Source organism: Streptomyces rectiverticillatus (assembly GCF_013394065.1).
Classification (GTDB): Bacteria; Actinomycetota; Actinomycetes; order Streptomycetales; family Streptomycetaceae; genus Streptomyces; species Streptomyces rectiverticillatus.
The window spans coordinates 4581740-4594572 of sequence record NZ_CP040752.1 but is presented as its reverse complement, the minus strand read 5'-3'; the positions used below and the strand labels follow the sequence as shown (position 1 = coordinate 4594572).

Annotated in this window: 12 protein-coding genes; 6 read left to right on the top strand and 6 right to left on the bottom strand. The window is 70.2% G+C overall.

Annotated features, from left to right (window positions below; genetic code table 11):
- Positions 1-80 precede the first annotated feature (80 nt).
- Positions 81-605: a gluconokinase gene (locus tag FGW37_RS20105; protein ID WP_179082322.1), complete on the bottom strand. Its 525-nt coding sequence runs from the start codon at positions 603-605 to the stop codon at positions 81-83.
- Between the two features lie 176 nt (positions 606-781).
- On the opposite strand from FGW37_RS20105, the gene FGW37_RS20100 reads away from it, so the two are divergent.
- Both FGW37_RS20100 and FGW37_RS20095 read left to right on the top strand, forming a co-directional pair.
- Positions 782-1483, top strand: coding sequence for a FadR/GntR family transcriptional regulator (locus FGW37_RS20100; RefSeq protein WP_179082321.1), 702 nt, complete (start codon positions 782-784; stop codon positions 1481-1483).
- Positions 1484-1567: 84 nt separating this feature from the next.
- Positions 1568-1762 carry a hypothetical protein gene (locus FGW37_RS20095; RefSeq protein WP_179082320.1) on the top strand — a complete coding sequence of 65 codons (195 nt, stop codon included), beginning with the start codon at positions 1568-1570 and terminating at the stop codon, positions 1760-1762.
- A 175-nt stretch (positions 1763-1937) separates the two neighbouring features.
- On the opposite strand, the gene FGW37_RS20090 is transcribed toward FGW37_RS20095, so the two are convergent.
- The 4 genes from FGW37_RS20090 to FGW37_RS20075 are packed head-to-tail and all read right to left on the bottom strand — an operon-like array spanning position 1938 to position 8247.
- Positions 1938-2378 (bottom strand): hypothetical protein, encoded by a 441-nt coding sequence (locus tag FGW37_RS20090; RefSeq protein WP_179082319.1) that lies wholly within the window; start codon positions 2376-2378, stop codon positions 1938-1940.
- A gap of 9 nt (positions 2379-2387) precedes the next feature.
- On the bottom strand, positions 2388-7187 hold the full coding sequence (locus FGW37_RS20085) for a putative T7SS-secreted protein (RefSeq protein ID WP_179082318.1): 4800 nt from the start codon (positions 7185-7187) through the stop codon (positions 2388-2390).
- On the bottom strand, positions 7187-7828 hold the full coding sequence (locus FGW37_RS20080) for a hypothetical protein (protein WP_179082317.1): 642 nt from the start codon (positions 7826-7828) through the stop codon (positions 7187-7189). The genes FGW37_RS20085 and FGW37_RS20080 overlap by 1 nt, the downstream gene beginning before the upstream one ends.
- Entirely contained in the window at positions 7825-8247 is a 423-nt protein-coding gene (locus FGW37_RS20075) for an SseB family protein (protein WP_179082316.1), read from the bottom strand. The genes FGW37_RS20080 and FGW37_RS20075 overlap by 4 nt, the downstream gene beginning before the upstream one ends.
- 98 nt (positions 8248-8345) lie before the next feature.
- On the opposite strand from FGW37_RS20075, the gene FGW37_RS20070 reads away from it, so the two are divergent.
- Positions 8346-9803 (top strand): amidase, encoded by a 1458-nt coding sequence (locus tag FGW37_RS20070; protein WP_179082315.1) that lies wholly within the window; start codon positions 8346-8348, stop codon positions 9801-9803.
- Here the strand turns inward: FGW37_RS20070 and FGW37_RS20065 are convergent.
- On the bottom strand, positions 9769-10239 hold the full coding sequence (locus FGW37_RS20065; protein ID WP_179082314.1) for an ATP-binding protein: 471 nt from the start codon (positions 10237-10239) through the stop codon (positions 9769-9771). The genes FGW37_RS20070 and FGW37_RS20065 overlap by 35 nt on opposite strands.
- 149 nt (positions 10240-10388) lie before the next feature.
- Between FGW37_RS20065 and FGW37_RS20060 the strand changes: the two genes are divergently transcribed.
- The 3 genes from FGW37_RS20060 to FGW37_RS20050 are packed head-to-tail and all read left to right on the top strand — an operon-like array spanning position 10389 to position 11713.
- On the top strand, positions 10389-11330 hold the full coding sequence (locus tag FGW37_RS20060) for a helix-turn-helix domain-containing protein (protein ID WP_246430465.1): 942 nt from the start codon (positions 10389-10391) through the stop codon (positions 11328-11330).
- A 10-nt stretch (positions 11331-11340) separates the two neighbouring features.
- Positions 11341-11532, top strand: a complete 192-nt coding sequence (locus FGW37_RS20055; protein WP_179082313.1) for a DUF397 domain-containing protein — start codon at positions 11341-11343, stop codon at positions 11530-11532.
- The gene (locus FGW37_RS20050; protein WP_179082312.1) at positions 11525-11713 is read left to right on the top strand and encodes a DUF397 domain-containing protein; all 189 of its coding nucleotides are present in this window, start codon (positions 11525-11527) and stop codon (positions 11711-11713) included. Before FGW37_RS20055 ends, FGW37_RS20050 begins: the two co-directional genes overlap by 8 nt.
- Positions 11714-12833 lie beyond the last annotated feature (1120 nt).

Here is a 12833-nt window from a genome sequence, read left to right as displayed (position 1 = left end):
ACGAGCCTCGTAGGCCGCACGAGCCCCACAGGCCGTACGGGCGGACCCCTTACAGGCCGGCCATACGCCCCCTACAGGCGCTACGGGCGCTGCAGGCGTTGCAGAGCCTGAACGGCGCGCTCGGCGATGGCCTCCGGCCCGGGCTCGACGTCCACGTCGACGCCCGCCTCGTCCGCGCCGAGCGGCTCGAGGGTGGCGAACTGGGAGTCCAGCAGCCGGGTGGTCATGAAGTGGCCCTTGCGGGCGGCCATGCGGCCGGCGATCAGGTCGTGATCGCCGGTGAGGTGGAGGAAGACGAGACCGGGGGCGGCCGCACGCAGCTGGTCCCGGTACGCGCGCTTGAGCGCGGAGCAGCTGACGACCCCGCCGCGGCCGGCCCGGCCCGCGGCCCACGCGCCGATGGCGTCGAGCCAGGGGGCCCGGTCGGCATCGTCGAGGGGGGTCCCGGCGGACATCTTGGCGATGTTGGCGGCCGGGTGGAAGTCGTCGCCTTCGGCGTAGGGGACGCCGAGGGCCTCCGCGACGAGCGGGCCGACGGTGGTCTTGCCGGTGCCGGCGACGCCCATCACGACGACGACGCGGGGGTATGCCGGACGGCTGCTCATCGGGGCCTCGCTGTCTTCATCGACGGCTGTCTTCTTTGACGGTGATGCGGCGCCGACGGGATGCGGCTCCGCGAGGGCGTCGCATCACTGAAACCCATTACGTACGACATATTCAAGCCCCTGTGACTCAAACGTCATACTTAATTTGCCGTGACGGAGGACCGTAGGCTTGCCCCATGGAAAACCAGGGGCAGGGGCTGCACGGACGCGTGCTGGAGTCCCTCGGGCCCGCGATCACGGCGGGTGCGTACCCACCGGGCAGCGTGCTGCGCACCGACGAGCTGGAACAGCGCTTCGAGGTCTCGCGCACGGTGATCCGCGAGGCGATACGCGTCCTGGAGTCCATGCACCTGGTCGCCTCCCGGCGCCGGGTCGGCGTGACCGTGCGCCCCACCGAGGAGTGGAACGTCTACGACCCGCAGGTGATCCGCTGGCGGCTGGCCGGCGCCGACCGGCCCCGGCAGCTGCGCTCGCTCACCGTCCTGCGCTCGGCCGTCGAGCCCGTCGCGGCGGGCCTCTCGGCACGCCTGGCCACGGCCGAGCAGTGCGAGGAGCTCACCCGCCACGCCCTCGGCATGGTCGCCACGTCCCGCGGCCAGCAGCTCTCCGCCTATCTGGTCCACGACGTGGCCTTCCACCGGGTGATCCTGCGCGCCTCCGGCAACGAGATGTTCGCCCGCCTGGGCGACGTCGTCGCCGAGGTCCTCACCGGCCGCACGGAACACCAGGTCATGTTCACCGACCCCGACCCGGCCGCCGTCACCCTCCACGTACGCGTCGCCGAAGCCGTACGGGAACGGGACGCGGCCCGCGCGGAGGCCCTGACCCGCGAGATCACGGCGGGCGCGATGGCGGAGCTGGACGTCCTCGCCCCGTAGCCCGGATGTACCAGCCGCGCCACAAAACGACAGGGGTGCGACAAAATGATCGCTACATCGAACGGCCGTCCGTAGCCTGACCCTATGCGCCCCGAGAACGACCACGCCGGCGACCACGACCACGCCCCCACGGGCGACGACCACCCCCTCTTCATGCGCCAGCGCTACGGCACCCGCTGGGTCTACAACCACCGCAACCCGATGGGCCTCGCCCTCATCGTCCTCACCCCGATCATCGCCATCGGAGCACTGCTACTGATGACACGGGGCGGACGGTAGCGCCCTCCCCCCGGCGGGACTGAGGGGCCGGGGCCGGCCAAGGTCTGCCGTCACCTGCGGGACGCATCCGGGCACAGTTTCCCGCCGCCACAGACCCGGGCCCGGCAGAAAAGCGCGCCCTCATGCGCGCCACATCGACCCGTGTAACAGCGGATGTTGATGCGCTGCCATGCAGCTATGCGAACTGGTGCGCAACCACCCAGTAGTCGTACTCCTCCGTCGTTACAGCACACATTCGTCGCCCGTCAATGGACATCGCTATAAATTCGGGATCGCCATCCCTCTGAAGCTTCGACGCCAGCTGGGCCCGCTCCGACCACTTCACAGGAGTCCAGCCGGCCTCTTGGCACCCACGGCCCGCCACGTTGACGAGAATGGTTCCATCGGACGCGAAGAGGGAGATGCTCGAGGAGTGGGCGAGCCACTGGCGATCTAGTTCCGCAAGCGCATCGGAGGTCTTTTGACCAACGGTCGCGACTGGCACCGTCTCCCAGCCCGCCACCACTTTCCACGCCTGCTCTATCGTCGGGATATTCGCCAGCGTGGGCGCGTCCAGCACCGTCAGTCCGCTAGCGGAAATCAAGCGAAGCTGATACTCCCTGTCCGAATCATTCATTTCTCTACCCTATTCCCCGTAGAACAAGTGATGATCTCCGTCAGGCTTGTTGATTTTCGCATATCGCTCCAGCTCGCCATAGTTGCTGTTGTCCCAGCCGAAGTTTACCCAGTGCCGGACATCCGGCCCCTTGGGTTTTCCGGCGTGGAAATGCACGCCCGCCGGGTCGTGGGTATGCTCAACAACCACCCGGGACCCCTGGGGCGTCTCGTACTGGCGGAACCTTCCCAGGTGGGAAGGTTCCGAGGAATATATATACCCCTCCGCATGCTTCAGGCGTATATCATTCGTAACTTCCCATTCAGCCAAAAGCTCAGCGTCCGGGCCAATGCCTGCCAGCTCATGGGCAGCCTTTTCCGCCTCGGCCCGGGTCTTGAAGGGGTTCGTCTTCTCCCCGAGCGGGGGACAGGGCCCGAGACCCAGTGGATCTGCCCACGTATGGGGATTGTGGACGTACGTCGCCGGATTCGGGGCCGGGGTGAGGCCCAAGGGGTCCGGGGACGTGTAGCGGGCTGTTTCCGGGTCGTAGTGGCGGTGGTAGTTGTAGTGGAGGCCGGATTCCGGGTCGAAGTATTGGCCCGGGAAGCGCAGAGGGGTGTACGTCGTGCTGGCGCGGGACCATGCCGTCGTGCCCCAGAGGGTCGCGCGGGTGCGCCACGCCGTTCGGCCGGTCTCGTCCACCAACTCCGTCGGCGTGCCTACCAGGTCGGTGACGATCGCGAAGAAGCGCCGGTCCACCTCCCTTTGGGGCGCGTCCGCCGTCGATATGCGTTCCGTCTGGGCTATCGGGTGGAGGCCGTTGTGGTCCCAGGTCAGGGTTATGGGGTTCGGCAGGGACGATGAGGACGACGTCTGTTCCGTCAGCGTCGCGCCGTCCCACGTGAAGTCCAGGCGTTCCGCCACCTCGCCCGTCGCCGTCAGGCGTTCCTTGGCTATGCGGCGGCCCAGCGGGTCGTACGCGTAGCGCCATTGCGTACCGTCCGGGGTGGTCAGCCCGGTCAGGCGGTCCTCCGCGTCCCACTCGTAGCGCCATGTGTCCGGTTTGCGCGAGAGGCGGGTCTTCCGGCGGAGGATTACGCGGCCTTGCTCGTCGTGTTCGTAGCGGATTCCGCCCGCGCGGGATATTCGCGTGCCCGTGTACGTGCGGACGCCTTGCGCCTCGGCGCCCGGGTGGGCCGCGGGCCACGTCGCCTCCGTCTGGTTTCCGGCCTCGTCGTAGACGTAGCGTTCGGTCCAGCCCGGGGCGTGGACGGCCGTGACCCGCCCCGCCGTGTCCAGGTCGAAGGTGCGGGAGCCGGTGGTGGTGTCCGTGATGCCGGTGAGGTGGCCGTCGCGGCGGTAGGTGTAGGCGCGGTGCTGGAGCAACTCGCCCGCGCCTTCCAGCCCCTGTGACACCAGGCGGCCTACCGCGTCCCACGCCGACGACAGGGTCACCCCCTCCCCGAAGCGCCGGGCCACCTCCCTCCCCGCCGCATCGTGCTCGACGTCGATCACGCGCCCCGACGCCGTCAGCGACGTGCGCCGCCCCGCCGCGTCGTACGTCCACGTGCTCACCGCCCCGCCCGGCGTCACCCGGCGCGTGCGTCGCCCGAGTGCGTCGTACGCGAAGGTCAGCGTCCGGCCGTTCGTCGTCTCGGACTTGACGCGGCCGAGGCGATCCCGGCTGTAGACGAGGGTGGCGTCGGGGCCCACGGCTTCCACCAGGCGGCCCGCCGCGTCGTGGACGTACGTCGTCTCCGTGCCCGCCGCGTCCTTGCGCACCACACGCCCCAGCACGTCGTGCTCGTACGCGATCGTCTCGCCCGTCCCGTTCGTACGGGACACGAGCCGGCCCGCCGGGTCGTGCGCGTACGTCAGCGTGCGGCCGTCGAAGTCCGTCTCGGCGGCCGGGCGGCCCGCAGGGTCGTAGGTGTAGTCCCAGGTCAGGCCCTGCGGGTTGGTGACACGGGTGAGCTGGAGGCGGGTGTTGTGCGTGAACTCGTGCCGTACGCCGTCCGGCCCGGTGCGGGCCGTCATGACGTCAAAGGGGCCGTACTCGTAGCGCGTCACGCCACCCAGCGCGTCCGTGTACGTCGTGCAGTTGCCCTCGCCGTCGTACGTCCAGCGCTCCTCGGCACCGTCCGCGGAGATCCGGCGGGCGAGCCGGCCCTCGACCGTCCAGGTGAGGCGGGTCGTGGAGCCGAGCGGGTCGATGACGGTCGTCACGCGGCCGAAGGAGTCCCGGCGGTAGCTGGTGACGGCCCCCAGGGGATCGGTGATCTCGACGGGCAGGCCCGCCCTGTTGCAGGTGAGACGGGTGGTGTTGCCCAGGGCGTCCGTCACCGAGGTGAGGTGGCCGGCGCCGTCGTAGGCGTACGTCGTCGCCGCGCCCGCCGGGTCCGTCGTCGACGTACGGTTGCCCGCCGCGTCGTAGGTGTGGCGCCAGACCGACCCGTCCGGGCCGGTCGTCGTCTCGGGCAGGCCGAGTGCGGTGTACGTGGCCGAGACCCGCCGCCCGTCCGGGCGGAACACCGACACCGGGCGCCCGCCCTCGTCGTAGCGGAACTCCGTTCTGTGGCCCAGGGGATCCGTGCGAGAAAGGAGACGGTCGTGACGGTCCCACGTGGAGAGGGTCGTGGCGCCCGTGGGATCGGTGACGGCGACGATCTGGGAGCGCCGGTTGATGGTGAAGGTGTTGGTGTGGCCGAGAGCGTCGGTCACCTTGGTGATGCGCACGCCGGTGCCGGGGTCGGGGCTGCCGTAGGCGAGGGTGCCGCGCATGTGCCCCTCGGTCCCCGACTGGAAGACACAGCGGTCCTGGTCGTCGTACTCGTACGCGTAGTGCGTGCCGTTCCGGTCGGTCCACGACGTCATCCGGCCGCGCTCGTCGTACGCGAAACGCAGCGGCTGACCGGACGAGTTGACGATCTCGGTCAGGTTGCCGTCCGCGTATCCGTAGCGGATCAGTTCCGTGTCCGCCAGGTGGAGCGCGGTGATGCGGCCTGCGCCTGCGCCCGCGCCCGCGCCCGCGCCCGGATCCGTGGTGATGCGGATGCGATAGCCCGAGTCATGGACCACCGCGATCGGAGTGCCGTCCTCCTCGTACTCGAAGGCGATCCAGTGGCCGTTGCGGTCGGTCAGCTGGTGCAGGAGCGCCAGGCCGCCCTCCCCCTGGGGGCTGTGGGGCGAGAAGTACCTGGTGTGGCCCGCCTCCGGGATCGTCACGCTGTACGTGCCGTCGGCCTCGATCGCCAGCGGCCACCGCGGGCCCTTCGCCGGATACGTGGCGACGCCCGGAACCGGATGCGGGTACTCCAGCAACCGCGCATGCTCGTCGACGAAGATCACGCCTTCGTCGTCGATCTCCAGCCGCTGGTCCACCGTGCTCGCCCACGACGGGCCGAACCACCGGCCGCAGCCGTAGCCGGATTTCACATGGCGGGAGAAGACCAGGGGCAGCGCACCGGGAAGCGTGACATCCGTCTGCGGGAGGAACATACGACCCGTGGCGATGTCCACGGGGTCCGTGCCGCAGACCTCGACCTCCTTGGGGTCCTTCTTCGGCTCCTGCCGTTCCTCCTTGGCCGCACGCCGCGCCGCGCTCTCCGCCCCGCCTTCCGCCCCCTCCTTCCCGGCGCCCCGAACACCGGCCTTCGCCCCCGCTCGCGCCCCGGCCCCCGCGCCCCGCCCGGCCGCGCCCACGCCCACGCGCGTGCCGCCGGCGGCGACACCGCCGCTGGTGAGGCCGAGGAGGACATTGCCGAAGAGCCGGCCGCCCGCCTCGGAGGGGTCGGAGCCCCAGCCCGGGCCGAGCAGCGTCCCCGGAATGCGCTCGGGGTGGGACGCGAGGGAGACGAGTCCCGCGGCGGTGTTGTTGATGCCGGTGATGTATTCCGCGGGGTGCGTGACGTTGTACGGGTCGAGCGGATCGAGGCTGCGGGTGAACTTCACCAGATCCGTACCGGCCCGGAAGACACCGCCGCCGAAGTGGAGCAACTCGACGTTCGAGGCCGCCGCGAAGTCCTGGATATCGCCCTTCATGCGGTTGTGGAAGGCCGGTTCCTTCGGGGCGAGTTCGACGGCCTTGTCGATCCGGGACTTCGCCTCGCCCGCCGCCGTGTTCCGCTGCTTGCGGGCCTCGGCCAGGATGCGGTGCGCCTCCTTGATGTCGGCGGCGCCGGGGTCCTCGAAGGTACCGGGCCGCTCGCCCGGGTCCCCACCCGCCTTCAGCTTCGCGTTGTACGCGTCGACCTTGTCGTTGTAGGCCTTGGTCGCCTTCTCCGTCGCCTTCGTGCCCTGCTTGTAGAGACGGATGGCCTCCATCGCCTGCTTCTGGGCCCAGCGAATGGTGTGCGCGTACGCGGTGAGCGCGCTCGCGGCGCTCTCGCAGGCGTCGGCGGCCTGCGCCCACTTCTTCGGCTCCGGAGCGAAGTGGGTGTCGAACCCCTGCGCGCCCTCGCCCTTCCACTCCCCGGAGCGGATCCGCTGGAGGCCGGAGTGCGTGGTGTCGAAGGCCTTGTGGAAGGCCTGCAGGTGCTTGGCGGCGGCCTCTATGCCCCAGGGTTCGCCGTGGACCAGCGCCAGCGGGTTCTCGGTCTGGCCGAGCTGCTGTTCCTTGATCTCGGCGCCGAGCTCCGCTGCCGTGCGGTCGCCCAGGTACCTGACGGCGAGCGCCTCGTCGTGGGCGCCGATCTTGTCCAGCCCCTTGGCGGCCTTGTCCGCGCCCCACTCGACGGCCTCACCCGCCTTCTTCTCTATCTTGTCGAGGCCCTTTTCGGCGGCTTCGCCGACCTTGTCGAAGCCCTTGACCAGGGGATCGAAGACACCCATCAGTCGCGGCCCTCCGGCTCTCCGGTCCGGTCTCCGTCGAGCTGGCCGGCGAGCTTGTTCGCCGCGTCCGTGCCCTGACGGCCGAGCGGGCCCTTGCCGTAGCCGTTGGCGGCGCCGGTGGAGGCGTCGCGGACGGTGTCCGCCCAGACCCGGCGGCTGTCCTCCTCGGCCTTGCGGAACGATTCGGCGCTGTAGTCCGGGTGGCTGAAGTCGTTCACGGGGTTGTCGGCGAGGATCTCGGACATGGACTTCTTCTCGACGTCCTCCTCCAGGAGGTGCGGGTTGCCCATCACGGCGTTCACGCCGACCTTGAACGTGTCCCGGATGTACGCGTCCTGCTCGTGGTAGTAGCCCGCGGCGAGCCCCACGCGCTGGGCGAACTGGCTGCCGTCCTGGACCAGGGCACGGACTCCCCAGTCCCACCGGGAACAGAAGGTCTTGAACGCCGCAGCCAGTCCCTCGTGCCCCAGCTCGACGCCGCTGAGGGCGAGTTCGTCGAAGCCGCGGCCGACCGCCGCGTCGCCGGGCGAGCCGATGGCCTTGAGTTCGCCGATGGCCCCGTTGATGCCCTTGGCGATGTTGCCGAGCGCGGCGGAGTCGGCGGCGAGGCCGTCGCCGGTACCGGTGCCGGTGCCGGTCATGCGGTGCCCTCCGAAGCGCTGGTCCCCGCGTCCGCAATGACGGCGTACGCATCCGGCACGATCCCGACCACCGGCGGGAACAGCATGGGATGCTCACTGCCGACGTCGAGCGCGACACCGGCCGGCACGCCGACGGCCGGCACGACCACGTCCAGCAGCCGCGCGCCCAGCACCGTGCGGTACGCCCAGTCGGCCGTCCCGTCCGCCCCCTGGGCGAGGGCGAACCGCGCGAGCGCCGCCTCGTCCGTGAACGCGCAGATCCAGCGGATCCCGCCGTACTCGACGGACCACAAACCGTCCTGACCGTCCGACGGCACCAGCACCGCCGTCCTGCGGAACCGGCCGACCAGAGCAGCCGGCCGCCCCTCCTCCGCATGCAGTGCGCGTATTTCGTCCGTCAACGCCGTCGATGACGTCACTCTCGCCTCCCCAAGCCAGAGGAAGGGTACAAAATGAGGCCAGAGGTGCACTCACGGTATTCGGAGCGAAGAGTTCCGAACCACGGGGGAGGAACCCGATGGCAGACACCACGGGCTTAACGGATCTGACGGGCAGTGGACTGGTCGAGCAGGTACGGGCACTGGCCGCAGGTGACGTCACGTCACGCGAGCTCGTAGAGCGCTCGCTGGCCCGCATCGCGGAGACGCAGCCGCTGCTCAACGCGTTCCGCCGCGTACGGGCCGAGGCCGCGCTCGCCGAGGCGGACGCGGCGGACCTGCGGCTGGCGGCGGGCGAGGCCGGCGAACGGTACCCGCTGCTGGGGGTCCCCCTGGCAGTGAAGGACGACGTCGACGTCGCGGGCGAGCCCACCGCCTTCGGCTGCGCGGGCGATTTCCCGCCGAAATCGGCGGACAGCGAGGCCGTACGGCGGCTGCGGGCCGCGGGCGCGATCGTCGTCGGCAAGACGAACACGCCGGAGCTCGGGCAGTGGCCCGTCACGGAGGGCCCGGCATTCGGGGTGACGCGCAACCCGTGGAGTACGGAGCACACGCCCGGCGGCTCCTCGGGCGGTGCCGCGGCCGCCGTCGCCGCGGGGCTCGTACCGGCCGCGCTCGGGTCGGACGGCGCCGGTTCGATCCGGATCCCGGCCGCCTGGACGCACCTGGTCGGCATCAAACCCCAGCGGGGCCGCGTCTCGACCTGGCCCGAGCCGGAGGCCTTTCGCGGCATCACCTGCCACGGCCCGCTCGCCCGTACGGTCGCCGACGCGGCCCTGCTGCTGCAGGCGGCGAGCGGCAGCCACGAGGGGGATCTGCACCGGCCCCCGCCCGTGGATGTGGTTGCGGCCGCCGGGCGCGAACCGGGCCGGCTGCGGATCGCCCTCTCCCTGCGCCCCGCCTTCGCCGCCGCCCGCCAGCGGCTCGACCCCGAGGCCGCCGCGGCCACCGTCCGCATCGCGGAACGGCTGGCCGCCCTCGGCCACGAGGTGATCGAGGAGGAACCGCGCTACGGGCTGATCGGGCTCACGTTCGTACCGCGCTCGATGTCCGGCGTACGGGAGTGGGCCGGGCGCGTCCCCGACCCCGCCCTGCTGGACGCCCGTACGAAGGTCAACGCCCGCGGCGGCCTGATCCTCGGCGGCGGGGTGCTGCGCGTGGCCCGCGCCGCGGAGGAGCCGCTGCGGCGGCGCGTGGGCGAGATCTTCGACCGTTTCGACGTGGTCCTGACCCCGACGACCGCCGTGCCGCCGCTACGGAACGGAGAGCTGTCGGACCTCTCCAGCAGCCGCACGGACGCGACCATGATCGCAGCCTGCCCGTACTCGTGGCCCTGGAACGTCCTCGGCTGGCCGGGCATGAGCGTCCCCGCCGGCTTCACCGAACGGGACCGCCTGCCTCTGGGCGCCCAACTCCTGGGCCCGGCCCACAGCGAGCCGCTCCTCATCTCCCTCGCGGGCCAGTTGGAGGCGGAGGAGCGGTGGTTCGATCAGTGGCCGGGGCCTACGCGTGTGGGTGCGACGACGGCGTGCGGGTGATCGAACACCAGACGGCCTTCGACGGGCGGCACGTGAAACCGTGCGGCGAGGCGAAGTACCCCCAGTTGTCGGCGAGCGAACGGAGGAGCGTCAGGCCGCGGCCGTTGTCGTCGTACGGGTGAGGGGCCGAGGGCGGGGACGGCGGGAGATCGCCGCTGTCCCACGCGGTCAGCGTGAGGACCTCCCACTGCGACCAGGAGATACGCAGCTCGGCGGCGTCGGTGGTGTGCACGATGGCATTCGTGAGCAGCTCACACGCCAACAGCTCCGCGCGCCCCATCAGCTCACTCAGGCCGTGAGCCGCCAGCGCGGCGCGGACGGCGCCGCGCGCGATGGGGACGGCGCGGGCGTCGTTCGGGACGCGCAGACGGTACTCGAACGGCTCGATCTCTTCAGGTGCGAGGTGAACCGGCTTCGGGGCAGGCAGGAGCAGCATGTCGCCTCCGGCGGGGTGGGATGGGGTGAAGTGACCTTGCGACCCGGTGTCATTGCCGCGGGTGCCACTGCGTGGGGGCAGGGCGGGGCGGTGCGCTTCCGGGACGGGGAGCTCACGGTGTGAGCTGCGCAACACCCAACGTAGGGGTCATGTATGCCCTCTGCAACTCGCTTGAGAAAGTTCGCCCCTTCGGGGCCAGCCGTGACACTCTGGCGCAGCGAGTGCGCGAGAAAGAGGACTTCATGGCGACGCGGACGATCGTCACGGCCCGGCAGGAGCGTCTGGGCGCCGAGTTGCGCAAGCTGCGGGAGCGGGCGGGCGTGACTGCACGCCAAGCGGGCGCGGTTGTCGGCCTGGATCAGGCCAAGATGTCGCACCTCGAAGCAGGCAAGATCACGGTGGGCGAGAAACGGGCACGCGCCCTAGCGGCGCACTACGGCGTGCAGGACGCCAACCTGATCGAGGCCCTTGCGGAAAGGGCTGCTGAGCGCTCTCGGGGGTGGTGGGAGAAGTACCGGGGGCGCATGGGGCAGGGAGCTCTGGATCTGGCAGAGCTGGAATGGCATGCGAGTTCTCTGCAGAGTTTGCAGATCGTCAATGTGCCGGGAATCTTGCAAACCGAGGCCTACATGCGGGCTCTCTTCTCCTACGTGACTGCCGAACTGAGATCATATGACCTCAACACGGTCGTCGCGTTTCGCATGCGGCGGGCTGAAGTGCTTGAACGTGACAACCCGCCGTCGTTCACGGCGATCGTGCATGAGGCTGCCCTGCGTATGCGGGTGGGTGACCGAAAAGTCGCGCGCGACCAGCTCGACTCCCTGCTGGCTGCATCCGACCAGCCGGACGTCGTGATCCGGGTCGTTCCGTTCGAGGCCGAGAGGTTCGGGGGTATGGGGTACTCGATGCTCTACGTGGCGGATCGCCACGGCTTCGACACGGTCCAGGTGGATCACGCACATGACAGCAGCTTCTTCCATGCCGAAGACCAGCTGGCCAAATACCGCAATCGTTGGCGCATGGTGGAGAGTGCCGCGCTCGGCACGCGGAAGACACGCGATTTCATTTATCGGATTACGCGTGAGCTATGAGGAGTTGACGATGCGCGCGATCGCCTGGCAGAAGTCCACATACTCGGGGACGGGCGACAACAACGACTGCGTCGAGGTCGCCGCGACAGGCGACCTGATCGCCCTCCGCGAGAGCGACGCCCCCGCCACGGTGTTGCGAACCGCACCAGCGGCCCTGGGGGCGCTGATACTCGCCCTCAAGGGGGGCGGGCGACATGGGTGATGGCTGGCAGAAGTCCACATTCTCGGGTCCCGAGCAGAGCAACGACTGCGTAGAATTCGCTGCAATCGGCGACCTGATCACCCTCCGCGAGAGCGACACCCCCGCCACCGTGGTGCGGGCCGCCCCGGGCGCACTCCGCGCGCTGATACGCACCCTCAAGGTGGGAGCTGGCCGGGGCTGAGATCCGTGCAATGAGTGCGGGTCAGAACAGGCTGGCAGCAGGGGGAAGGGTGGGGGGCGGGGGTTCGGTTGGTTGGCTGTGCGGCCGGTGGGCGGTTGGCCGCCGTACTCGTGCCGTCACGGATGCAGGCGCGTAAGGAGACCTTGCGCATAGACGGTGGCTGAGGGGGAGCTGGCAGCTGCCGCGATGTGGCTGGGCCCGGTGGGGGCGCTTCGCTCAGCTCGCGTACGTGGTGGTTGCTCGTCCGGCTGCAGATTGGTGGGGGTGGCGGCTGTTTGTGGACGGATATCCACCGGCCCGGCCTGGAGCAGCGGGTGGATAAGTGACCCGGGACGACGGCCGCGCGCCTCAGTGGCCCCAGTAGGGCTCTCTGGCCGCATGGCGGCCTCATATTCCACCGGCCTGGGTTGTGGGGCGGCGGATAAGTGGCCCGAGATGGTGCCCGCGCGCCTCAGTAGACCGCCAGGGGCACGCTTGCCTCATACGCCACCGGCCTGGGCCGTAGCTCGGCGGATAAGTGTCCTGGGATGGCAGCTGGCCGTCTCTGCAGTCCCACGAGCTCCCCCTCTCCTCACCAGCCCCCTACTCGGGACAGCCGCCCGCCCGGCCACAACGGCGGCGCGCTGAGCGAAGCGCCCACGACGGGCTGCACCACATCGCGGCAGCAGCCCGCTCCCCCTCAGCCACAACCGGACAGACCGGTCTCCTCACGCGCCCGCATCCGTGACGGCAGGAGTACGGCGCCCAGCAACCCACCGGCCGCACAGCCAACCCACCGGACCCAAGCCCCCCACCTCTCCCCCTGCTGCCAGCCTGTCTTGACCCCAGCCCCCAACCCAGCGGCAGCCGCCCGCCCAGCCACAACGGCGGCCCGCCGAGCGAAGCGCCCACGACGGCAGGAACCACATCGCGGCAGCAGCCAGCTCCCCCTCAGCCACAACCGGACAGACCGGTCTCCTCACACACCCGCATCCGCGACGGCGCGAGTACGGCGCCCAGCAACCCACCGGCCGCACAGCCAACCCACCAAACCCCCGCCCCCACCCCTCCCCCCGCTGCCAGCCCGTCTTGACCCCAACCCCCACCCAGCGGCAGCCGCCAGCTCCCCCTCAGCCACAAC